The 22,720-nt window shown below is 51.7% G+C and carries 19 protein-coding genes; 12 read left to right on the forward strand and 7 right to left on the reverse strand.

What is annotated here, in order from left to right; translation table 11 throughout:
- Nucleotides 1–564: dihydroorotate dehydrogenase (quinone) (gene pyrD / locus OGV65_RS14820; protein ID WP_286455113.1), on the forward strand; the 564-nt coding region annotated here is incomplete at its 5' end.
- Between the two features lie 107 nt (nt 565–671).
- On the opposite strand, the gene symE is transcribed toward pyrD, so the two are convergent.
- Complete coding sequence (gene symE, locus OGV65_RS14825) at nt 672–1,034, reverse strand: endoribonuclease SymE (RefSeq protein WP_286455114.1); 363 nt, start codon at nt 1,032–1,034, stop codon at nt 672–674.
- A gap of 777 nt (nt 1,035–1,811) precedes the next feature.
- On the opposite strand from symE, the gene OGV65_RS14830 reads away from it, so the two are divergent.
- From OGV65_RS14830 to pdxY, 3 genes are all read left to right on the forward strand, one after another.
- Complete coding sequence (locus OGV65_RS14830) at nt 1,812–3,182, forward strand: tyrosine phenol-lyase (RefSeq protein WP_016155590.1); 1,371 nt, start codon at nt 1,812–1,814, stop codon at nt 3,180–3,182.
- A gap of 188 nt (nt 3,183–3,370) precedes the next feature.
- A complete protein-coding gene (locus OGV65_RS14835; RefSeq protein ID WP_016151548.1) occupies nt 3,371–4,636 on the forward strand; it encodes an aromatic amino acid transporter in 1,266 nt (421 codons plus the stop codon).
- A gap of 11 nt (nt 4,637–4,647) precedes the next feature.
- The gene (gene pdxY / locus OGV65_RS14840) at nt 4,648–5,505 is read left to right on the forward strand and encodes a pyridoxal kinase PdxY (protein ID WP_200049733.1); all 858 of its coding nucleotides are present in this window, start codon (nt 4,648–4,650) and stop codon (nt 5,503–5,505) included.
- 471 nt (nt 5,506–5,976) lie between these two features.
- On the opposite strand, the gene OGV65_RS14845 is transcribed toward pdxY, so the two are convergent.
- Entirely contained in the window at nt 5,977–7,530 is a 1,554-nt protein-coding gene (locus OGV65_RS14845; protein WP_016151550.1) for an L-lactate permease, read from the reverse strand.
- A 580-nt stretch (nt 7,531–8,110) separates the two neighbouring features.
- Here OGV65_RS14845 and OGV65_RS14850 point away from each other — a divergent pair.
- Genes OGV65_RS14850 through OGV65_RS14860 form a run of 3 tightly spaced genes read left to right on the forward strand, consistent with a single transcriptional unit; the run spans nt 8,111 to nt 10,953 of the window.
- Nucleotides 8,111–8,830, forward strand: coding sequence for a (Fe-S)-binding protein (locus OGV65_RS14850; protein WP_016155592.1), 720 nt, complete (start codon nt 8,111–8,113; stop codon nt 8,828–8,830).
- 10 nt (nt 8,831–8,840) lie between these two features.
- Nucleotides 8,841–10,268 (forward strand): LutB/LldF family L-lactate oxidation iron-sulfur protein, encoded by a 1,428-nt coding sequence (locus OGV65_RS14855; protein WP_016151552.1) that lies wholly within the window; start codon nt 8,841–8,843, stop codon nt 10,266–10,268.
- Nucleotides 10,261–10,953 (forward strand): LutC/YkgG family protein, encoded by a 693-nt coding sequence (locus OGV65_RS14860; protein ID WP_016151553.1) that lies wholly within the window; start codon nt 10,261–10,263, stop codon nt 10,951–10,953. The genes OGV65_RS14855 and OGV65_RS14860 overlap by 8 nt, the downstream gene beginning before the upstream one ends.
- Nucleotides 10,954–11,001: 48 nt before the next feature.
- Here the strand turns inward: OGV65_RS14860 and gntP are convergent, their stop codons facing one another.
- A complete protein-coding gene (gntP, locus tag OGV65_RS14865) occupies nt 11,002–12,345 on the reverse strand; it encodes a gluconate permease GntP (protein ID WP_286455115.1) in 1,344 nt (447 codons plus the stop codon).
- A gap of 260 nt (nt 12,346–12,605) precedes the next feature.
- On the opposite strand from gntP, the gene uxuA reads away from it, so the two are divergent.
- From uxuA to OGV65_RS14890, 5 genes are all read left to right on the forward strand, one after another.
- Nucleotides 12,606–13,790 (forward strand): mannonate dehydratase, encoded by a 1,185-nt coding sequence (gene uxuA, locus OGV65_RS14870; protein WP_016151555.1) that lies wholly within the window; start codon nt 12,606–12,608, stop codon nt 13,788–13,790.
- Between the two features lie 78 nt (nt 13,791–13,868).
- Nucleotides 13,869–15,344 carry a fructuronate reductase gene (locus tag OGV65_RS14875; protein ID WP_286455116.1) on the forward strand — a complete coding sequence of 492 codons (1,476 nt, stop codon included), beginning with the start codon at nt 13,869–13,871 and terminating at the stop codon, nt 15,342–15,344.
- Nucleotides 15,345–15,565: 221 nt separating this feature from the next.
- Nucleotides 15,566–16,339, forward strand: a complete 774-nt coding sequence (gene uxuR / locus OGV65_RS14880; RefSeq protein WP_029139754.1) for a Uxu operon transcriptional regulator — start codon at nt 15,566–15,568, stop codon at nt 16,337–16,339.
- A gap of 647 nt (nt 16,340–16,986) precedes the next feature.
- A complete protein-coding gene (locus OGV65_RS14885) occupies nt 16,987–17,196 on the forward strand; it encodes a hypothetical protein (protein ID WP_016151558.1) in 210 nt (69 codons plus the stop codon).
- 176 nt (nt 17,197–17,372) lie between these two features.
- Complete coding sequence (locus OGV65_RS14890) at nt 17,373–18,380, forward strand: porin (RefSeq protein WP_286455117.1); 1,008 nt, start codon at nt 17,373–17,375, stop codon at nt 18,378–18,380.
- Between the two features lie 59 nt (nt 18,381–18,439).
- Here OGV65_RS14890 and OGV65_RS14895 read toward each other — a convergent pair whose 3' ends face one another.
- From OGV65_RS14895 to OGV65_RS14910, 4 genes are all read right to left on the reverse strand, one after another.
- Nucleotides 18,440–18,841, reverse strand: coding sequence for a hypothetical protein (locus OGV65_RS14895; RefSeq protein WP_047414550.1), 402 nt, complete (start codon nt 18,839–18,841; stop codon nt 18,440–18,442).
- 190 nt (nt 18,842–19,031) lie between these two features.
- Nucleotides 19,032–20,219 (reverse strand): MFS transporter, encoded by a 1,188-nt coding sequence (locus OGV65_RS14900; protein WP_286455118.1) that lies wholly within the window; start codon nt 20,217–20,219, stop codon nt 19,032–19,034.
- Between the two features lie 97 nt (nt 20,220–20,316).
- Nucleotides 20,317–21,597, reverse strand: coding sequence for a DUF445 domain-containing protein (locus OGV65_RS14905; protein WP_279263593.1), 1,281 nt, complete (start codon nt 21,595–21,597; stop codon nt 20,317–20,319).
- A gap of 75 nt (nt 21,598–21,672) precedes the next feature.
- Nucleotides 21,673–22,599, reverse strand: a complete 927-nt coding sequence (locus OGV65_RS14910; protein ID WP_200080220.1) for a LysR family transcriptional regulator — start codon at nt 22,597–22,599, stop codon at nt 21,673–21,675.
- Between the last annotated feature and the right edge of the window lie 121 nt (nt 22,600–22,720).

Raw genomic sequence — 22,720 nt, forward strand, 5'->3', positions numbered from 1 at the left:
AACGGCAAAGATGACTATCTGATTTGTATGGAAAAAGTCTATGCTTATGCTGGTTATATCGCGATTAATATCTCTTCACCGAATACGCCGGGATTACGTACGCTGCAATATGGTGAGGCGTTGGATGATCTTCTGACGGCAATTAAAAATAAGCAAAATGATCTGCAAGCGATCCACCATAAATATGTTCCAGTGGCGGTTAAGATCGCACCGGATCTTTCTGTGGAAGAACTGATCCAGGTTGCTGACAGTTTAGTTCGTCATAATATTGATGGCGTAATTGCGACTAACACCACTCTCGATCGTTCTCTCGTTCAGGGAATGAAAAATTGCGATCAAATGGGTGGCCTGAGCGGTCGGCCGTTACAATTAAAAAGTACAGAAATTATTCGCCAGTTGTCTCAGGAATTAAAAGGTCAGCTGCCGATTATTGGGGTTGGTGGTATCGACTCGGTGATTGCTGCGCGTGAGAAAATAGCTGCCGGTGCAACCCTCGTTCAGATTTATTCAGGCTTTATTTTTAAAGGCCCGCCGTTGATTAAAGAAATCGTCGCCAATATCTGAATGCTACCTTAATCACAATCCAGGGCCTTATTTATGGCCCTGGTTTATTTAAATTCCCTTGCTGTTATCGGGTTTTACCTTGAAGCGGTATTAGTAGCTGCCAGATCTCACGCTTTCGCCGTTTTCCCCGCAATCACCCCGATAAACTCCAGCACCTGCTTTTGCTTACGCGCGGAGAACTTTTCCACGGCGCGCAGGGATTTCATCAGTTCTGACTCTTCGGGTTCGGGCGCGCGGGCGGTTAACACAATGCAGCCTTGCATTACGCGCACATCGACGCGGGTGCCGGTGTCGAATCCGGCGGCTTTAAGCCACTGGCCCTTCATCACGATGGACGGAAACTGGACATACTTCACCGGCAAACGGCTGTAATCAGGATAACCGCTCGCATAACCCACCTTCAGGCAACGGTTATCTGCGACGTACACTTCTGGATCAAATGAAACTGCAATACAATGCGTATCAGTCATGGTGACTATTCTCCGATAATAGTTACTGCGATTAGCGATGCGGAGGTGTTGGCGCACCTTCGCATCGCGCTAATAAAACCCCTGTAAATTACCCCAGTAATTGGCGGGAAGTCCAGATGTAAATAACATGAAATAAGCGCGATTAGCACGCTTTCGGAATAAATAGAAATCCTCTCTATCCCAATAAACATAGTATTATTCACCGTATAAATTCATTCATATCCCATCCTCCTGATACCTGCCATTTCCAGAAAATAACGCCCATCTGTATCAGACAAAAATGTGATCTAACTCACTGAATCAAATAGCAAACTCTGAAACAACACCGTTTTGTACACTTTGCTTTACACTTTTAGTGATGTGAATCACAAATATAAACCCGTGAAGTGATCCGACTCTCACAAAATGGGGTGTACTCATTCAGCAATACAGAATGAGCACAGCCTGGAAAGTTAAGTTTTCAGTATTTCCCCTCTCCACGGGGGCACCATCGCAAATGGCAAATCAACACGCAAAAAAAAACTTGTTGAATATGAACGGGTAAAAAAATGACGTGTGATTTGCATCACCTACATTTACAGCTTTTTAAATTATTGCCAGTGATTAATGTTGACCTGGCTATTTCCATAATCAATTAAATCTTGCATAGTGCCTCCACATTATTTCTCCCCCTGACTCAGGAGGCGAATAGTTATATTTCATCAGACTTTATTGATGAGCCAGGTATGCTTTACTTCACATTAATACGTACATGACCACTGTTACTGGAGAAACAAAATGAATTATCCGGCAGAACCCTTCCGTATTAAAAGCGTTGAAACTGTATCTATGATCCCGCGTGATGAACGCCTTAAGAAAATGCAGGAAGCGGGATACAATACTTTCCTGTTAAATTCGAAAGATATTTATATTGACCTGCTGACAGACAGTGGCACCAACGCAATGAGCGACAAGCAGTGGGCCGGAATGATGATGGGTGATGAAGCCTACGCGGGCAGCGAAAACTTCTATCATCTGGAAAGAACCGTGCAGGAACTGTTTGGCTTTAAACATATTGTTCCTACTCACCAGGGGCGCGGCGCAGAAAACCTGTTATCGCAGCTGGCAATTAAACCGGGGCAATATGTTGCCGGGAATATGTATTTCACTACCACCCGTTATCACCAGGAAAAAAATGGTGCGGTGTTTGTCGATATCGTTCGTGACGAAGCGCACGATGCCGGTCTGAATATTGCTTTTAAAGGTGATATCGATCTTAAAAAATTACAAAAACTGATTGATGAAAAAGGCGCCGAGAATATTGCCTATATTTGCCTGGCAGTCACGGTTAACCTCGCAGGCGGGCAGCCGGTCTCCATGGCTAACATGCGCGCGGTGCGTGAACTGACTGCAGCACACGGCATTAAAGTGTTCTACGACGCCACCCGCTGTGTAGAAAACGCCTACTTTATCAAAGAGCAAGAGCAGGGCTTTGAGAACAAGAGCATCGCAGAGATCGTGCATGAGATGTTCAGCTACGCCGACGGTTGTACCATGAGTGGTAAAAAAGATTGTCTGGTGAACATCGGCGGCTTCCTGTGCATGAACGATGACGAAATGTTCTCTTCTGCCAAAGAGTTAGTCGTTGTCTACGAGGGGATGCCATCTTACGGCGGCCTGGCCGGACGCGACATGGAAGCTATGGCGATTGGTCTGCGCGAAGCCATGCAGTATGAGTACATCGAGCACCGCGTGAAGCAGGTTCGCTATCTGGGCGATAAACTGAAAGCCGCTGGTGTACCGATTGTTGAACCGGTGGGCGGTCACGCGGTATTCCTTGATGCGCGTCGCTTCTGTGAGCATCTGACGCAGGACGAGTTCCCGGCACAAAGCCTGGCTGCCAGTATCTATGTGGAAACCGGCGTACGTAGTATGGAGCGCGGAATTATCTCTGCGGGCCGTAATAACGTGACCGGTGAACACCACAGGCCGAAACTGGAAACCGTGCGTCTGACTATTCCACGCCGCGTTTATACTTACGCGCATATGGATGTAGTGGCTGACGGTATTATTAAACTTTACCAGCACAAAGAAGATATTCGCGGGCTGAAGTTTATTTACGAGCCGAAGCAGCTCCGTTTCTTTACTGCACGCTTTGACTATATCTAAATAATAATTATGGCCCCATCTCAGGATGGGGCTTTTTTGTATTTCTTTTCCATGAACAGGAAGCCTTTGCGGTGCCCGTTACCGTGACATAACTACAAAAGTAAACCCTGACTCCGACATTTTTATTATCCGCATGATGTACAAATGACAGCTGTAATTATAACGAATAGTCTACAGGAACATTTATCATGGATATTAATGCCATTGAGCGACAGAGTAGTACCCCCGGACTGATTAGCGGAACCATGTTGGTTATCGCGACCGTAGTGGGTGGAGGGATGTTTTCCCTGCCGATTGCGATGGCTGGCGTATGGTTCCCCGGTGCGTCAGTTATTCTTCTGTTTATCGCCATCATGATGTTATTAACCGGTCTGATGCTGGTCGAAGTTAACCTGCATTATGGCGCCGGTGCCAGTTTTAATACCTTTACCCAGGATTTATTAGGCCGAAAGTGGAATATTGTGGTCGGTATCGCTTTCGGTTTTGTGCTGTATATTCTGACCTATGCCTATATCTCTGGTTCGTCGGCGGTGATGGCGCAAACCGTGTTCAAATACAGCGGCGTGCGCTTTCCGGCGAATATCTCGGTGGTGATCGTCAGTATGCTGGTCGGGGCGATTGCCTGGTACAGCTCCTTGTTGGTTGGACGTATTACTACCGTGTTGATTATCGGTAAGTTTATCGCGTTCTTTGCCACCTTCTCTGGCCTGGTGGGTCATATCGAAGTGGCGAAACTCGTCGACAGCGTGGCGGTGGCGCTGCCCAATTCGCAGTACCTGCCGTATATCCTGATGACGCTGCCGTTCTGTATTATCTCGTTTGGTTTTCACGGTAACGTGCCGAGCCTGGTGAAGCTGTATGGCACGAGCGGGATCTCGAATATTACGCGTTCGATTATCATCGGCACGCTGTTTGCCCTGCTGCTGTATATCTTCTGGCTGGGCGTCACGATGGGCAACATCAGCCGTTCCTCATTCCCACCGATTATCGCCAAAGGCGGCAATATCGACGTGTTTGTCGAGGCTATCAGCGGGCTGTTCACCAGCCGTTATATGGATCTGATCCTGACCTTCTTCGGCAACTTCGCGGTTGCCAGTTCCCTGCTGGCGGCGACGCTTGGCCTGTTCGATTACATCGCCGACCTGTTTCACTTCCCGGATGACGGCATGGGTCGCCTGAAAACTGCGCTGGTGACCTACTTCCCGCCAGCCGCCGTGTGCTTCTTCTTCCCGAACGGGTTTGTCCACGCGATTGGTTACGCCGGTCTGGCCTTTACCATCTGGAGCGTGATCCTGCCGCCGTTCCTGGTGAAAGCGGCGCGGAAACGTTTTCCGACCGCCAGCTATACCGCGCCGTGTAATAACACCGTGCTCAATCTGGTCATTGTCTGTGGGGCGGTTGTCTATCTGACGGTTGTTCTGGACGTATTTGGTCTGCTGCCAACGTTTCGCTAGACGGAGTCAAAATGAAAAACGTGTTGTCTGTTCAGTCGTCAGTCGTTTATGGCTATGCCGGAAATAAAGCTGCCGTGTTGCCGATGCAGCTCTCGGGGATCGATGTCTGGCCGTTTTACACCGTACAGTTTTCCAACCACACCCAGTACGGGATGTGGCAGGGCATGGCGATGCCGCACGGCGAGCTGAGCGCCATCATCAGCGGGTTGGATGACCTGCAAAAACTGGCGCAATGCGATGCCGTGTTGTCCGGGTATCTCGGGGACAAACGCCATTGCGAAGAGGTGAAGCTCGCGGTCACCACCATTCGCCAGCGTAATCCCCAGGCGCTCTATTTTTGCGATCCGGTAATGGGCGACCCGCAAAAAGGCTGCATCGTCGCGCAGGGCGTGGAGTCCTTTTTTGTCGATGACGCCATTCAACTGGCGGATGTGATGGGGCCGAATCTCTATGAGCTGGGCGTGCTGACGGGCAGACAACTACGTAGTTTTGACGAGGTGGTGGCAGCGGCGCAGCAGTTGGTGGCGTGGGGCGTGAAGAAGGTGCTGGTGAAACATCTCGGCGACTGCTCGCGCGAAAAACAGGCGTTTGAAATGCTGCTGGTGACGGCGGAACAGACGTTACACATCGCCCGGCCGCTGTATACCTTTGCCAAAATGCCGGTGGGCGTTGGGGATCTGATTTGCAGCGTGATGCTGGCTTCACTGCTCAACGGTTATGAGGACAAGCAGGCGCTGGAGCGGACCACCAGTGTCGTCGACGCGGTGATGCGGCTGACGAAAGAGCACGACTCGTATGAACTGCGGCTGATAGACGCGCGTCACCAGATAATGGAGCCGCAAATTCGCTATCAGGCAACGGTGCTGTAGCGCCGTAAGGAGGCTCTATGTTTCTGACACTGCTACGATTTCAGCATCCGCTGATCTACCGTTTTGCATGGCTTCGTCTGTGGGTCAGGGTGTTAAGAGCGTGCGGGCTGCGTAAGTGAAAGGGGAGAACATTTTTCTCTGCTGCCGGATGCGGCGCTTGCGCCTTATCCGGCCTACAAATGAGCGTGAAACGTAGACCCGATAAGCGAAGCGCCATCAGGCATTAGCGCCAGGCATTACACGCGGAAGTAGCGTGGTGGGATCAACGCGGAAAAGGCGTCGAACTTCTTCACCATCTTTTTCCAGAACAACATAACAACAATCCTCGATTTGAAACATCGGCGCTATTTTAGTCAGCGCCGACAAATCGTAAAGCCAGTCGCTTCGTTTCGATCCTGAAGCGGTGTAAACCTTTTTGGTCACCGCGTCGTCAAATACGGTTGCCGTGAATTTGACGGGGTTGACAATGGATTACGCCATAAACCAGTAATAAAAGAGACCGACTTTCAGGCCGAGGATCACAATATAGGCGCAGCAGTATTTCATGGTGCCAGACATTATCTGGTTGGCCTGTCCGTCCATTTTGGTGGCTGAAACCGCAATGGCGATACTCTGCGGCGAAATCATTTTCCCCCCCGTTGCACCAGAAGTATTCGCCGCCGCGAGCCAGTTGGGATCGATATGCAGTTTACTGGCGGCAATGGTTTGCAGTTTGCCGAACAAAATATTCGAGTTGGTATCGCTGCCGGTAACAAACGTGCCCAGCGCGCCAATCACTGGGGCGAGGAAGACGTAGGAACTGCCGGTCAGATCGACAATCGACTGGGCCAGCGTGGAGATAATCCCGCTGAGATCCATCACCGTGGCCAGCGCGACAATCGCCATAATCGCCACAATGGAATTTTTAAGCTGGAAAATGGTTTTGATAAACACTTCCAGCATCCCGCGTGCGGACGCTCCCTGAATAAAACCGCCGATAAGGGTCGCAAAGATGATCAGCATCCCCGGCGTGGTCACCCATTCAACTTTCAGCGCCAGCGTGTTGCCGTCGGCGAGCGTGAAATGCAGCACCGAGGCCAGTTGGGACGCCGCGCCTTTGATCGTCGGGAACAGCGGTGAGCACAGCAGGATAAAAACAAAAATAAACAGATAGATAGAGCCTACGCGGAACAACACTTTTGCCGAGCGCGGCGTGGTTTCGCGGGTATGGCTGACCTCAATGCGCCACTCGGGATCGGTTTTCCCTTTGCGCAGGCGGCTGACCATCGCCACGGCAAACAAGCTGACCAGGCTACCGGCAAAGGCGGGCAATTCCGCGCCAAGATGAATGGCGACAAAATATTGCGGAACCAACGTGGTGATGCCGCAAATCAGCGTGATCAGAAATACGCCACGAATGGCTTTCAGGCCGCCGCCAATAATGCAGACAATGACAAACGGCAGCAGGATATTAAACAGCGCGAGCTGCAGAATAATGGTTCCGCCTAAGGTATACACCGGCAGGTTAACCTGTTCCGCCAGAATAGAAACCGGGATCCCGACCGCGCCGAACGCGGTGGGAACGGTATTCGCCACGAGAGAAGCGATCGCCGCCTTCAGCGGGTTGAATCCCAGCGCAATAAGAATGCCGATCGGAATGGCGACCGCCGTGCCATAACCTGCCGCGGCTTCAAGGAATCCGCCGAAGCACCATGAAATCAGTAGCACCTGAATACGCTTATCTTCGCTAATGCTGGCGAGAATATCGCGCAGAATATCCAGCGCTTTGGTTGCCTGCATGACGTTATAACTGAAGATGGCGCCGAGGATCACAATCACAATCGGCCATAACCCCTTCAGGGCGCCATAGCCTATCGCGGCTTTCAGATTCTGTACGGGCATTTCCCAGAATATGGCCGACAGCGCGGCAGTGAATACCAAAGAGATCAACACGGAATAATGGATGGGCATTTTCAATTTCAATATTAAAAATACCATCAGTAGTAAAGGAGAGAGTGCCAGGGCAAACATAAAATATTCGTTCATTGCTATTCCTGATTGGTTTATTAAACCTGATTTATATTTATGGTGGGGAGGCTACATTGCTGGGTTAATAAAGTATGTAAACTGAATCGCTTCAGTGAATAAAGTAATTATGATTTGTGGTTTTGTAACTATTGTAATCTTTTAATTAAAATCCAATGCCAGGTAAATATACTTAAGAGTAAGCTGAATACCTATAAATAGTTATATGATAACCTTTTTAATAATGCTGGTGATGAGAATAGTAAGCACCTGAAACTGTTTTTAAGGTGTTCATAACGCTGTGGTTTTAAATATAAAAATGTGAGCGAGACCGAAAGAAATAAACCTGGTTGTTGCATATGGGGGTTGATTAGGGGATTATTTGGTTTTGTCATACAAATGAAAATACAGACATATGCGACTGTCCTGACTTAAGAAGCGGAGAGTCGGCATCAAAGGAAAACGACCCGAGCATCACCATGAACCCAGGTATTAGTAAAAACAGCAAACAGAAAAACTGGGCGTGAAATACGGCTGAACCTTTGCTTGATATCGCGATATCAAGCGCAATAAACAGAAATGAAGCAATGGAGTAGTTATTGTGAATGTAAATTTCTTTGTTACCTGCATTGGTGACGCACTGAAATCACGGATGGCACGAGACTCCGTATTGCTGCTGGAAAAACTGGGTTGTCGCGTTAATTTCCCCGAGAAGCAAGGGTGTTGCGGTCAGCCAGCCATCAACAGCGGTTACATCAAAGAGGCGATCCCCGGGATGAAAAACCTGATCGCCGCCCTGGAAGACAACGACGATCCGATTATCTCGCCAGCAGGCTCCTGTACCTACGCGGTAAAAAGCTATCCGACGTATCTGGCCGATGAACCGGAATGGGCGCTGCGTGCCGAAAAAGTCGCCGCGCGTATGCAGGATCTCACCTCCTTTATCGTCAACAAGCTGGGCGTGGTGGACGTCGGCGCGAGCCTGCAGGGCCGCGCTGTCTATCATCCCTCTTGTAGCCTGACTCGAAAGCTGGGAGTTAAGGAAGAGCCGCTCACGCTGCTGAAAAACGTGCGCGGGCTGGAGCTGCTGACGTTTGCCGATCAGGATACCTGCTGCGGCTTTGGCGGGACGTTTTCGGTCAAAATGGCCGAGATATCCGGCGAGATGGTGAAAGAGAAAGTCTTACATTTGATGGATGCGCAGCCGGAATATTTGATTGGCGCAGACGTCAGTTGCCTGCTGAACATTGGCGGTCGACTGCAACGGGAAGGCCAGCCGGTCAAAGTGATGCATATTGCTGAAGTGCTGATGAGCCGCTGAGGGGAAAGAGATGTCGATAAAAACCAGCGATGTAGAATTTAAACTGCGCATTCGTCAGCAGATAGAAGATCCGATCATGCGCAAAGCCGTGGCCAATGCGCAGGAGCGTATTGGCGCAAATCGACAAAAAATGGTCGATGAGTTAGGCCACTGGGAAGACTGGCGCGATCGTGCCAGCCAGATCCGCGATCACGTGCTGAGCAACCTCGACGCTTACCTGTATCAACTCTCCGAGAAAGTGACGCAAAACGGCGGCCACGTCTATTTCGCCAAAACCAAAGAAGAGGCCACCGCCTACATTCTGCAGGTCGCGCGAAGCAAAAACGCGAAGAAGGTGGTGAAGTCCAAGTCGATGGTGACCGAGGAGATCGGCGTCAACCATGTCCTGCAGGATGCGGGAATCCAGGTGATCGAAACCGATCTCGGGGAATACATCCTGCAATTGGATCAGGATCCACCTTCGCACGTCGTGGTCCCGGCTATTCATAAAGATCGCTATCAGATCCGCCGCGTGCTGAACGAGCGTCTGGGGTATGACGGCCCGGAAACCCCGGAAGCTATGACCTTGTTCATTCGCCAGAAGATCCGCGAGGATTTCCTGAGTGCCGAAATCGGTATTACCGGCTGTAACTTTGCCGTGGCGGAAACCGGTTCAGTATGCCTGGTGACCAACGAAGGCAACGCGCGCATGTGCACCACGCTGCCGAAAACACACATTGCGGTGATGGGCATGGAGCGTATCGCGCCAACCTTTGCTGATGTGGATGTGCTGATCACCATGCTGGCGCGCAGCGCCGTGGGCGCTCGTCTGACGGGCTATAACACCTGGCTGACCGGCCCGCGTGAGGCGGATAACGTGGACGGACCGGAAGAGTTCCATCTGGTGATTGTCGATAACGGTCGCTCGCAGGTGCTGGGCTCTGAGTTTCGCGATGTGCTGCGCTGCATCCGCTGCGGGGCCTGTATGAACACCTGCCCGGCGTATCGCCACATTGGCGGACACGGCTATGGCTCTATCTATCCCGGCCCTATTGGCGCGGTGATTTCTCCACTGCTCGGCGGCTATAAAGATTTTAAAGACCTGCCGTACGCCTGTTCCTTATGCACGGCCTGCGACAGCGTCTGCCCGGTGCGTATTCCGCTGTCAAAACTGATCCTGCGTCATCGTCGGGTGATGGCCGAGGAGGGCATTACCCCGAAAGCCGAGCGACGGGCGATCAAAATGTTCGCTTATGCCAATAGCCATCCGGGGCTGTGGAAAGTCGGAATGATGGCGGGCGCGCATGCGGCAAGCTGGTTTATCAATGGCGGGAAAACCCCGCTCAAGGTTGGCGCGATTGGTGACTGGATGGAGGCGCGCGATCTGCCTGATGCTGACGGCGAGAGCTTCCGCAGCTGGTTTAAGAAACATCAGGCGCAGGAGAAAAAGAATGGATAACCGTACCGCGTTTTTAAACACCATCGCCCAGGCGCTGGGTCGCCCGCCGCGTTTCGAACCGCAAGCGGATGCCGCGCCGGTTAACAATTATGCCAACGAGCGCCTGACTGAACTTAGCCCGCAGCAGCGCTGCGATGCGTTTATCCAGTTCGCCAGCGAAGTGATGCTGGCCCGCTGTGAACTGACTCGCGAGGACCAGGCCGCAGAAGCAGCGCTACGCCTGTGTGAAGAATTGGGTCAGCCGGTAGTGCTGAGCGGCGACAGCCGACTGGTGGCGCTGGGCATCACCGAACGTTTGCAGCAGGAATGCAACGCCGTGGTCTGGGATCCGGCGCGAGGCAGCGAAAATATTACCGAGGCCGAGCAGGCGAAAGTCGGCGTGGTGTATGCCGAGTATGGCCTGACCGAGTCCGGCGGCGTGGTGCTGTTTTCCGCGCCGGAGCGCGGGCGTTCTTTGAGCCTGTTGCCGGAGTCCTCGATTTTCGTGCTGCGTAAAAGCACCATCCTGCCGCGCGTGGCGCAACTGGCAGAAAAACTGCATCAGAAAGCGCAGGCCGGTGAGCGTATGCCATCGTGCATTAACATTATCAGTGGACCCAGCTCGACGGCGGATATTGAGCTTATCAAGGTGGTTGGGGTGCATGGCCCGGTGAAGGCGGTGTATCTGATTATTGAGGATTGTTAAGGCAGGAGAAGAACCGCTCTGGCGCTGCGGGCCAGAGCGGTATCGATGTTATGCAATCATGCTGATGATCAACACGATTACCAGGCCAACCACGGAGTTCACCAACTCCAGCAGACCCCAGGTTTTCAGCGTATCCTTCACCGACAGGTCAAAGTAGCCTTTGAACAGCCAGAACGAGGCATCGTTGATATGGGTCAGGGTGTTGGAGCCAGCCGCCGTCGCCAGTACCAGCAACGCCGGATCGACGCCCACCAGTTGACCGGTTGCCGGGTCGAGAATGGCTGCGCTGATAATCCCCGCCGCCGTCATGGCTGAGACCACGCCCTGACCGGTTGCCAGACGAATAAGCACGGTTATCAACCACGCCATGATGTATGGAGAAATATTGCCGTGCGACATCAGCATGCCGATGGTATCGCCGATGCCGGTATCGATAATGGTCTGCTTCAGTACGCCGCCCGCGCCGATGATCAGGATCACCATGGCGATGCTTTTCACCGCGTTTTCAAAGGCGTTCATCACCCACTGCATGTCGTGACCACGCGCGGTACCAAACAGCACGAAGGCGACAATCATGGCGATAAACATCGCAATTGGCGAGGAGCCTAAGAAGTTGACCACTTCCCACGCCTGCGTTCCTTTCACCAGCCAGATGTTGGCGATGGTGGTGGAGATCATGATGATCGCCGGGATCAGCGGAACCAGAATAGAGATGCCGAAAGACGGTAGATTGTTCTGGTCAACCGGTACGTCGGCCTTCATGAATGACGGCGTCGAGCGATCGAGGTTGCCGAGGAACTTCGGCAGGATAATCCCGGCGCAGATCACGCTCGGAATAGTCACCAGAATACCGTAGATGTAGACCATACCCATGTCAGCGCCGTAGGCGTTAACCAGCGCGACCGGACCTGGCTGCGGCGGGAACAGAGAGTGGGCGGTGGTGGCTGCGGCAACGGCAGGAATCGCCAGCTTGAGGAACGGGATCTTCGCTTCTGCGGCAATGACGATCACCAGCGGCGCCAGCATAATAAACGCCACTTCATAGAACATCGCCAGGCCAAAAATCAGACCAATAATGATCACCGACAGCTGTACATAGCGCAGACCGAGTCGCGCCAGCAGCGTATGAGCAATCTGATGCGCCGCGCCGGAATCGACCATCAGCTTACCGATGACTGCCCCGAATACCACGATAATCGCCAACTCACCCAGCGTGCTGCCAAAGCCGGATTTCATGGTGTGCAGCAGCGCCATTAAGTCCATACCCGCCAGCATGCCGACCGAGAGCGCCGCCAGCAGCAGGGCGACCATCGAGTTTATTTTGAATCTTAGATTGAGCACCAGCATCAGACCGATGCCGAATACGACCCACAGAATATTGAGAACATGCATATAACGTCTACCTTTATTGGTTGAACTATTATGACTTTGGTTGAGATGTTATCCGTATTGGTTAACCATTGATGCGATGAATGTCACATTGCGTTACATGTTTACATCTTTACTGCGCTTCCTGGCCGCAAAATGGCGATCTAATCAGCAAAAATCGTGATTTGGTTAACCAATTAATTCCTTCAGGTTGACATGTCATACCAAAAGGAGGAATTTATGTGCCATATCGTCGAGTCCATAACGTAAATGAGGAATAAAAGATGGAACAGACATGGCGCTGGTATGGTCCTAACGATCCGGTCACCTTAGCGGATGTACGTCAGGCGGGTGCCACGGGCGTGGTCACCGCCTTGCACCATATCCCGAACGGGGAAGTGTGGACGGTTGATGAGATCCTAAAACGCAAAGCCATTATTGAGCAGGCGGGCCTGGTCTGGTCGGTCGTCGAAAGCGTACCGATCCACGAAGACATTAAAACCCGTTCTGGTAACTATCAGCAGTGGATCGCCAACTACCAGCAAAGCCTGCGTAACCTGGCCCAGTGCGGCATTCGTACCGTGTGCTACAACTTCATGCCGGTTCTCGACTGGACCCGTACCGACCTGGAATACGTCCTGCCGGACGGCTCCAAAGCGCTGCGTTTTGACCAGATTGAATTCGCCGCCTTTGAGCTGCACATCCTCAAACGTTCGGGCGCGGAAGCGGATTACACCGCCGAAGAGATTGCTCAGGCGAATGAACGCTTCGCCACCATGAGCGATGAAGACAAAGCGCGTCTGACCCGCAATATCATCGCCGGTCTGCCGGGCGCGGAAGAGGGCTATACGCTTGACCAGTTCCGCCAGCATCTTGCGCGTTATAAAGATATCGATAAAGCCGCACTGCGCGAGAACTTTGCCGTCTTCCTGAAAGCAATTATTCCTGTGGCGGAAGAAGCAGGCGTGCGGATGGCAGTACACCCGGACGATCCGCCGCGCCCAATCCTCGGCCTGCCGCGCATTGTTTCCACTGTGGAAGATATGCAATGGATGGTCGATACGGTCAACAGCATGGCGAACGGTTTTACCATGTGCACCGGCTCCTACGGCGTCCGGGCGGACAACGATCTGGTCGACATGATCAAACAGTTTGGCCCACGCATTTACTTCACCCATCTGCGCTCCACGCTGCGTGAAGATAACCCGAAAACCTTCCATGAAGCGGCGCATCTTAACGGCGACGTCGATATGTACGAAGTCGTGAAAGCGATCGTTGAGGAAGAGCAGCGCCGTAAAGCCGAGGGTAAAGAGGACCTGATCCCAATGCGTCCGGACCACGGCCATCAGATGCTTGACGATCTGAAAAAGAAAACCAACCCAGGCTACTCCGCGATTGGTCGCCTGAAAGGGCTGGCGGAAGTGCGTGGCGTTGAGATGGCTATCCAGCGCGCTTTCTTTAGCCGCTAAAGCGAGTTGCCGGTCACCTGTCTGGCCGGCTTTTTCTTTTCTCTTCCGTTGGTCATTCAACGGGTTCTGGAGTTCACGATGACAACGACAATTGCCAATAGCAACCTGCCGGTTGCTCGCCCTGCATGGGACAGCTCGCGCCTGCAATCCCGCATTGTTCACCTGGGATGCGGCGCATTTCACCGCGCGCATCAGGCGCTGTACACCCATCATCTGCTGGAAACCACCGACAGCGACTGGGGGATCTGTGAAGTTAACCTGATGCCGGGTAACGACCGCGTCCTGATTGAAAACCTGCGCAAACAGCAACTGCTGTATACCGTGGCGGAAAAAGGCGCGGACAACACCGTGCTGAAAGTGATTGGCTCGATGAAAGAAGCGTTGCACCCGGAGCTTGACGGCTGTGATGGTATTTTACAGGCTATGGCGCGCCCGCAGACGGCAATTGTCTCGCTGACGGTCACGGAAAAAGGCTACTGCACCGATGCTGCCAGCGGACAGTTAGATCTCAATAACCCGCTGATTAAACACGATCTGGCGAATCCAGGCACGCCGAAATCGGCGATTGGTTACATCGTACAGGCGCTGCATCTGCGTCGTGAGCAAGGGCTTGCGGCCTTTACCGTGATGTCTTGCGATAACGTGCGTGAAAATGGTCATGTGGCGAAAGTCGCGGTGCTGGGTCTGGCGCAGGCGCGCGACCCGCAGCTGGCGCAGTGGATTGAGGCTAACGCCACTTTCCCGTGCACCATGGTAGACCGCATTGTTCCGGCGGCGACGCCAGAAACGTTGCAAGAGATTGCCGACCAGTTGGGCGTGTACGATCCGTGTGCTATCGCCTGTGAGCCGTTCCATCAGTGGGTTATCGAAGATAACTTTGTCAACGGTCGCCCTGACTGGGACAACGTTGGTGCGCAGTTCGTTGCCGATGTGGTGCCGTTTGAAATGATGAAACTGCGTATGCTCAACGGCAGCCACTCTTTCCTCGCGTATTTGGGCTATCTCGGCGGCTATGAAACTATCGCTGATACCATGACAAATCCGGCGTACCGCAAAGCGGCGTTCGCGCTGATGATGCAGGAGCAAGCGCCGACGCTGTCGATGCCGGAAGGCACCGATCTTAACGCCTATGCGACGCTGCTCATCGAACGTTTCAGCAACCCATCACTGCGTCACCGCACCTGGCAGATTGCGATGGACGGCAGCCAGAAATTGCCGCAGCGCCTGCTGGATCCGGTGCGTCTGCATCTGCAAAACGCCAGCGACTGGCGTCACCTGGCGCTGGGCGTGGCGGGCTGGATGCGCTACACCCGTGGCGTGGATGAACAGGGGCAGGCCATTGATGTTGTCGACCCCTTGCTGGCTGAGTTCCAGCGCATTAACCAACAGTTCCAGGGGGCCGAACGCGTGACGGCGCTGCTGGGGCTGAGCGGCATTTTTGGCCATGATCTGGCGGAAAACGCTGATTTTGTTGAGACAATTATCGCGACGTATCAACAGCTGTGTGAACACGGCGCACGTGAGTGCGTTGCGGCGTTAGGCGCTGACGCATAATCCCCGAAGTATGACGGGTCAATCAAAATGCTGATTTGGTTGACCCGTTTTCTGTTTTTGGCTTCCCGCAAATGCTATAGTTCAGGCGAAAAAATGTTTTTTGTAGGCTTGATAAGATGCGTCAGCGTCGCCATCAGCCAATGGCACAGGTGCCAGTTGGCAGCGCATGTGCCTTATCCGGCCTACGGATCTGAATTGACGCATCTGACGGACATAACACGATGAAATCGAACACTTCTCAACAAAGACCCTACCAGGAAGTGGGTGCAATGATCCGCGATCTGATTGTCCAGACGCCGTACCAGCCCGGGGAGCGTTTGCCGCCGGAACGTGAAATTGCTGAGATGCTCAATGTCACTCGCACGGTGGTTCGCGAAGCGTTAATTATGCTGGAAATTAAAGGTTTGGTGGACGTGCGCCGCGGCGCCGGGATCTACGTACTCGACAATGCAGATGCGCAGACCATCGACAGTACGGATGTCAATCATTGCAATGACGCGGGCCCGTTTGAGCTGCTGCAGGCGCGACAGCTGCTGGAAAGCAATATCGCCGAATTCGCCGCGCTGCAGGCTACGCGTGAAGATATCGTTAAAATGCGCCAGGCGTTACAGCTGGAAGAGCGGGAGCTGGCCTCCAGCGAAGCGAACGGTTCTGAAAGCGGCGACATGCAGTTCCATCTCGCCATAGCCGAAGCCACGCATAACAGCATGCTGGTGGAGCTGTTTCGCCAGTCATGGCAGTGGCGTGAAAACAACCCGATGTGGATCCAGCTCCATAGCCACCTTGACGATACCCATTACCGTAAAGAGTGGATGGGGGACCACAAACAGATCCTGGCGGCATTAATCAAAAAGGATGCCCGCGCAGCCAAGCTGGCAATGTGGCAGCATCTGGAAAACGTCAAACAGCGCCTGCTGGAGTTTTCAAATGTTGATGACATCGACTTTGATGGTTATCTGTTTGATTCCTGGCCGCTGGATAAAGTTAACGCCTGATTTTCCTTCCTCTCCCATGCGGGCTGTTGCAGCCCGCGCGACACTTTTCAGCACAAAAGTTTATTGCATAACAACGCTTTTTCTCGTCATGAACGTCACGTAAAAAAAAGGTTTCCATCACCTCAGATGATGATTTTTCCTCCGTCGTTACGCGGTGAAAATTGATTTATATCAATTAAAAACAACTTATTTTTGCATGCGAAAAAATGCATTCTTTACCTTATTTTTACCTTTCCGTGCTTATTTTTAGACAAAATGGGCCTGTGTTAAGTGAGAATCAAACTGATTTACGCGGTGGTCAGAGCGAAGCAGCCCGGAATAACAGTGCATAAAAACAGGCGCTTCACGGAAATGTAGACATTAATAACGGCACGTAACTTATTGGCTGTAATGATGTTTTGATTTGAGGTCATGTTTATTGTCAATAGTTCTGGCTTTTTTAATCAAATGAATAAAAGTGAGTATATGTAAAGTTAAAATTACACATTATTCTATAATCAAGTTATCTTTCATTTGAAATGCTGTTCCAGTTTTTTGTCCGTTATTAACAGTTTCATTACTATTGTCACTGTATTTTGCCGTTGACATGTTTTTACACTGACTGCATATTTTATCGCCATAAGCGTGTTTGCGTTCAGGAGATGATAATGCCCTCTCGAGATTACCCCGATATTAGAAAGGCCAGGGGTACCCGTTCAAAAGATATGGTTCTTTTAAGTGCCCGTGTCGATACCTCTCTGTGGGAATATGTTCGTACGCTGGCATTTGAAACCCGTAAAAGTAAACAAGATATTATTGCCGAAGCAATAATGTTATATCGCTCTGTTAATGAGAGCGTAAACGAAGAATCTAAGTAATTACTCTCTGTTCGGGTTTTATTTAACCCAAAATGATATGTGTCTTGCCACTTTATTATTACCTTCATTGGTGTGTTAGAGGTTTTCCCCTTTTCCATAGGGGGCTTTTTTATGCGGGTATTCTGCCTTCATAACAAAGTTGATAGCAAAATTCACAATTAAAAGTGAGTAATAACATGAAAAAGTCAGCAGTGGCATTAGCTGTAATGGTATTAGGGGTAACCTCCGTTCATGCAGCGGAAATTTATAATAAAGATGGCAACAAACTGGATCTGTACGGCAAAGTAAAAGCGGTCCATTCCTGGACTGGCGGCACCGATGCCGACGGTACATACGCGCGTCTGGGTTTTCGCGGTGAGACACAAATCAACGATCAACTGACCGGTTATGGCCAATTTGAAAGTCAGTTTGATGCCTCTAAAGCAGAAGGTTCTCAGAATGGCGTCAATACACGTCTGGCGTTTGCTGGCCTGGATTATGGCCATGACGTTAGCTTTGACTACGGTCGTAACTACGGTATTGCTTATGACGTGGGAGCTTACACTGACACTCTTTCAGAGTTCGGCGGCGACTCCTTTGAAGATACTGACCGCTTCCTTACTACACGTACTGCTGGCGTTGCAACACTCCGCACCAAAAATCTGTTTGGAGCCGTTGATGGTCTGAACATTGGCGCGCAATACCAGGGCCAGGATGACACTAACACTAGCCCGGCAAAACAGCATGGCAATGGTTATGGCTTCTCCCTGGGTTATGACAATATTGCGGATTCCGGCGTATCTGCGATTGCGGCCTACACCACCAGTGCGGTGACTGCTCTGCAGAAACGAAGCGGCTGGGATGGCGAAAACGCAGAGTTCTGGGGCGCGGGTCTGAAATATGATGCTAATGCCATCTACGTCGCGACCATGTACGGCGAGTCCCACAACCTGATTCAGGATGCGGATAAAGCTGAGCACTTTGAAGCAATGGCTGCGCATGTGTTTGATTTTGGTCTGCGTCCGAACGTGGGTTACGTTCACGCGCGTGACAACAACAATAATGACCTGACTGAATACGTAGCGTTGGGCACGGATTACTACTTCAACAAAAACATCGTGGCTGATGTGGGTTACAAAATTAACCTGCTCGACGGCAAAGACGACGACAACCAGGTTGTTGCGGGTCTGACCTATCAGTTCTAATTTGTTGTACTAGCATAAAAGGCGTCTTAGTTAAGACGCCTTTTTTAGCTCTGCCGTGTTTAAACTGGCTGACTCTCTTTGACCTGTCCACCGCTAAACAGCCATTGCCAGATGCCCACTTTTACCCATGCGACCACGCAGAGAATCAGGTAAAAAAGTGGATTATGCGTAATGGTAACGTACATGACCTCCATTAAATCCACATGCAAATTACCGGCAATTGCCATATTGATAACAAAAATTGAGGCTACCGCGCTGGCCAGTAAAATAAATACGGCCTGAACCTGGGTTATCTCTGGTAACCTGCCAGAGGCCCATTGCCATAAAAATGTTGTTGTTAACAAGAATATAAGAAACAATCCTAATGCGCCAAACAGGCCAAAGTCTTTATAATCCTTTAGCGTGCCAATTAAACCCACCAAAATAATTAACCCCAGTAGTATTTTTTTAAACCATGACATGTACTTTTCCCGAAGATAGTGTTGATGCTGAGTTAATATGTCCATTTTTACGCATTTTAAATTGAGTTTATAAATGAACAGCCGGGGATTATAAATTGTCTGGCGGGTAATTGCCGATTATTTGTGGTTTATTAAATGTTGACATTTGATTGCGGACTAATCCTAAGATACCTGTTTATAAGGTTGTCGATTATACCCTTTTGGGGGAGGCAAAACGCTGTTTGTATAATTGTGTGAGGCTGATCAGTGCCGCAATAAACAAGGCGACGGCACCGCATAGCGTGGCATTAACGATCGCTTGAGCGCCGCTTCCCAGCAGGCTGGTTAATAGCGGCCCGAGTATTTGACCAATGCCGTAAGTCAGGGTGACCAGGCCCAGCAGATTAATATTGCGCGGTACGCTAAGTTGACGGGCGAGCGGCATGACCAGCGAAGTGGTCCCCATAAACGTTGCGCCAAAACCCACGCTGTTTATCACCAGCAGCGGCAAGGAGTCGCTGGCGAGCGTCATGACCACGCAGGCACTTTGGATCAGTAAATTCGCCGTCAGGCATTGCAATACCCCCCAGCGTCGGGCAGCCCACAGCCAGGCGAAACAACCCGGAATAATCGATATGCCGACCAACGACCAGAGATGGGCCGTCAGCAGCGGCGACCCGGCACTTTTCGCCATCAGTGGCAGGTATGTAGCGACAATGATGTAGCCAAATCCGGCCAACCCATACAGTAGCGCCAGCAGCCACCAGGACATAGGCTGATGCTCTGTTTTTACCGGTGCTGCGGCGGGGAGCGCATGGTCGCGAGATGGCAAGAGCATAACGAGTAGCACAAAGAACAGCGCGGAGGCTGCCGCTGCCCCCAGCCAGAGCGTGTGTGATGACAGCGCAAAATGCAGACCGCTGATGACATATTCATTGCCCAGCAAAATGCCTGCGCCAACGCCGGAGAACAACGCGGCGATCACGAAGGGATGCCGGGTATGATGCAGGACGATCATCGAACCAAAGATCATCATACCGGCACTGGCGACGCCTGCCAGAAAACGGATCAGCATCACCAGCGTGGGCTGCTTAACGCTTGCCATTGCCAGAATCAATCCTGCGGTAGCGAGCGCAGAAGTTAACAACATCGGGCGTAAACGTGAGGGAAGATGGAAGAGCCCGAAGGAGAAGAGCAGGCTTCCCGCCAGATATCCGGCGTAGTTGGCGCTGGCAATCCAGGAGAGCTGGTCAAACGTAAACTGACCTTCCGACAGCAGTACCGGGAGCATCGGCGTATACAGAAAGCGTCCAATTCCCATGCCCAGCGTTAAGACCAGCATGCCAAAGAGCGCGACGCTGATGGCATGACGATTTGAATCGGGGCTTCCCTGGGACATACGGACTCTCATTTCACGCTGTTAGTTTGATGATTGTTATATTACATGTGCAAATGATAATAAAAAGTAAAATAAAAACAGGGATTTTACTTTCTCCTTAAAAATTCGCCAGCGTCAGCAGGGAAGGAATTTGCGACAACAGATATAACACCAGCCCAATAGAACCGCCGACCAGCGTGCCGTTGATGCGGATAAACTGTAAATCTTTACCGATGTTTAGCTCAATTTGCTGCGACATATCGTGCGCATCCCAGCTTTTCACCGTGTCGCTGATGTGGCGCGTCAGGAAGGTGGCGAACTCCGGCGCAACTTTATACGCGGCCTGCTCCAGATGCCCATTCAGTGAGGCGCGCAGGGCGCTGTCGGCAACCAGTGTTTCGCCGAACCACTGTCCGGCGCTGGCGATGCGCTGCTTCACGCGCGAATCGTCAGCGTTAATGTCGGCTTTCACCCACTGGCGCAGGTCTGCCCACAGTTCGCCAAGATAACGGTTGAAGGCTTCGTCTTCCTTCAGATAGTTTTTCATGCTTTCGGCCCGCACGGCCATCTCCGGATCGTGTTTGAGCTTATCGATTAGCTTAAACGTGGCGCGATCGAAGGCGTGGCGGATCTGATGCGCCCGATCGTGGCTGATGTCATCCAGTAAGGAATTAACGGCATCAGACACCAGTTCGGCGCTGTGCTCGCCCAGCCATTCAGTCGGCAGGATCTTCGCTTTCAGCGGATGCTCGGTCTCCAGCCAGTGCACGATCTGTCGGGCGATAAACGCCCGCGAGCTGTCGCGCTGGAGCAGGGCGATAAGTTGGGCGATCAATGTGTCGAGCAACACCTGATGGCGATTGTTTTTGGTCATGCTTTCCAGCATCAGCGCGCTGGTACCGGAGAGATCGACCTTGTCGATGGCTTTGTGCACCGCCCGCTTGATCAGCCGCTGAATGCGGGCGTCGTCGGTGAGTTCGAGAAAACCGCTCATTATTTGCAGCAGATGCTGGCCAATTCGCTGGGCGTTTTCCGGCTGGCTGAACCAGTTACCGATCAACAACGCCGGTTCATGGCGGCGGATCAGGGCGATCAGGGACTGGGTGTCGAGAAATTTTTCCTGCACAAACTGACCGAGATTCTCCCCGATCCGATCCTTATTGCGCGGGATAATCGCCGTATGTTGCGAGATGAACGGGATTGGTACCCGACGAAAAAGCGCCACCACGGCGAACCAGTCCGCCAGCGCGCCGACCATCGCCGCTTCGGCGATCGCTTTGATCCCGAGCACCCAGAAGTTAGGCGGCAGAAACAGCGTGATGACGAAGGTAGCGGCGGCAATCAGCAGCAATGAGAGCGCCAGTCGCTTGGCGCGTTTGAGTTCAGCAATTTTATTCATAGGCTTAAGGATAGAGCCAGACGGGGGGATCGCGCAAAAAATGTGGAGCGCCTCCCATTTTCAGACGAGCAAAGCTTACTCCGGGATCCAGTTGTCCCAGGCGGGTAAGGGGCCGAGTTCCGCCACCAGAAAATCGATAAACGATCGCACCTTCGGATTGCTGTACTTACTGGGAAAATAGAGCGCATACAGGGCGTGGGTTTCGCAGGTGATGGTGCCGTCGAGCATCAGCGGCGTTATCTCTTCTTTTTGAATATGATCGCCAATCAGATAGGTGGGCAAATACGCCACTCCCTGATCTTCTAACACCGATTTCAGCAATACCAGACTGCTGTTGGCCTGGATTGGCATATGCAGTTTTAACTGATGCAGACGATCCTGTTCATCCGCCACCTTCAGCACCGGCGTGAGACCTGGGTAAACCAGGCAATCATGATTGACCAGATCGCTACGACGCTGGGGCATGCCTTTTTTGGCAAGGTAGCCGGGTGAGGCGCAGTACGCCCAGCGGACAGGCACCAGCTTGCGCATTGCGTAGTTCTGCGGTGGTGCGGTGGAGATTCGCAGGGCGATGTCGAAATCTGTTTCGTTCAGATTCACGAAGTTATCGTTGAGATCGATATACAGATTCACATCTGGGAACTGGGAACGATATTTATCCACCAGGTTCACCAGCCGGGAATAACCAAACGCAATTGAGCAGGTTATGCGTAATTCACCCTGCGGGCTGTGGTAATAACCGGAGGTGGTATTCAGCGTTTCATCGAATTCTTTCAAAAGCTTATTGGCGCGGTTAAAGAGATATTGCCCGGCATCGGTCAGGGTAATACTGCGGGTGGTACGTTTAATTAATGTCGTGCCTAACGTATCTTCCATTGCCGCCAGGCTTTTGCTGACCGCAGATGGCGAGACGTTGAGCTGCACCGCGGCTTCTGATAATCCTCCGCAGTCGACGATTTTAATGAAAAACTCCAGATGCTTGAGTGAAATCGGCGTACTCATAGTTTCCTTTTATTCACAAGTGATTTGCAAAAACGGTACGAATAGGCCGTTACATTCGCGTTTTAAACATGCAACTATTGAATCACAGGAAACAACTTGCTGGCAAAATGAAAAAATAACA

It is taken from the genome of Citrobacter sp. Cb004, assembly GCF_030337065.1.
Classification (GTDB): Bacteria; Pseudomonadota; Gammaproteobacteria; order Enterobacterales; family Enterobacteriaceae; genus Citrobacter; species Citrobacter braakii.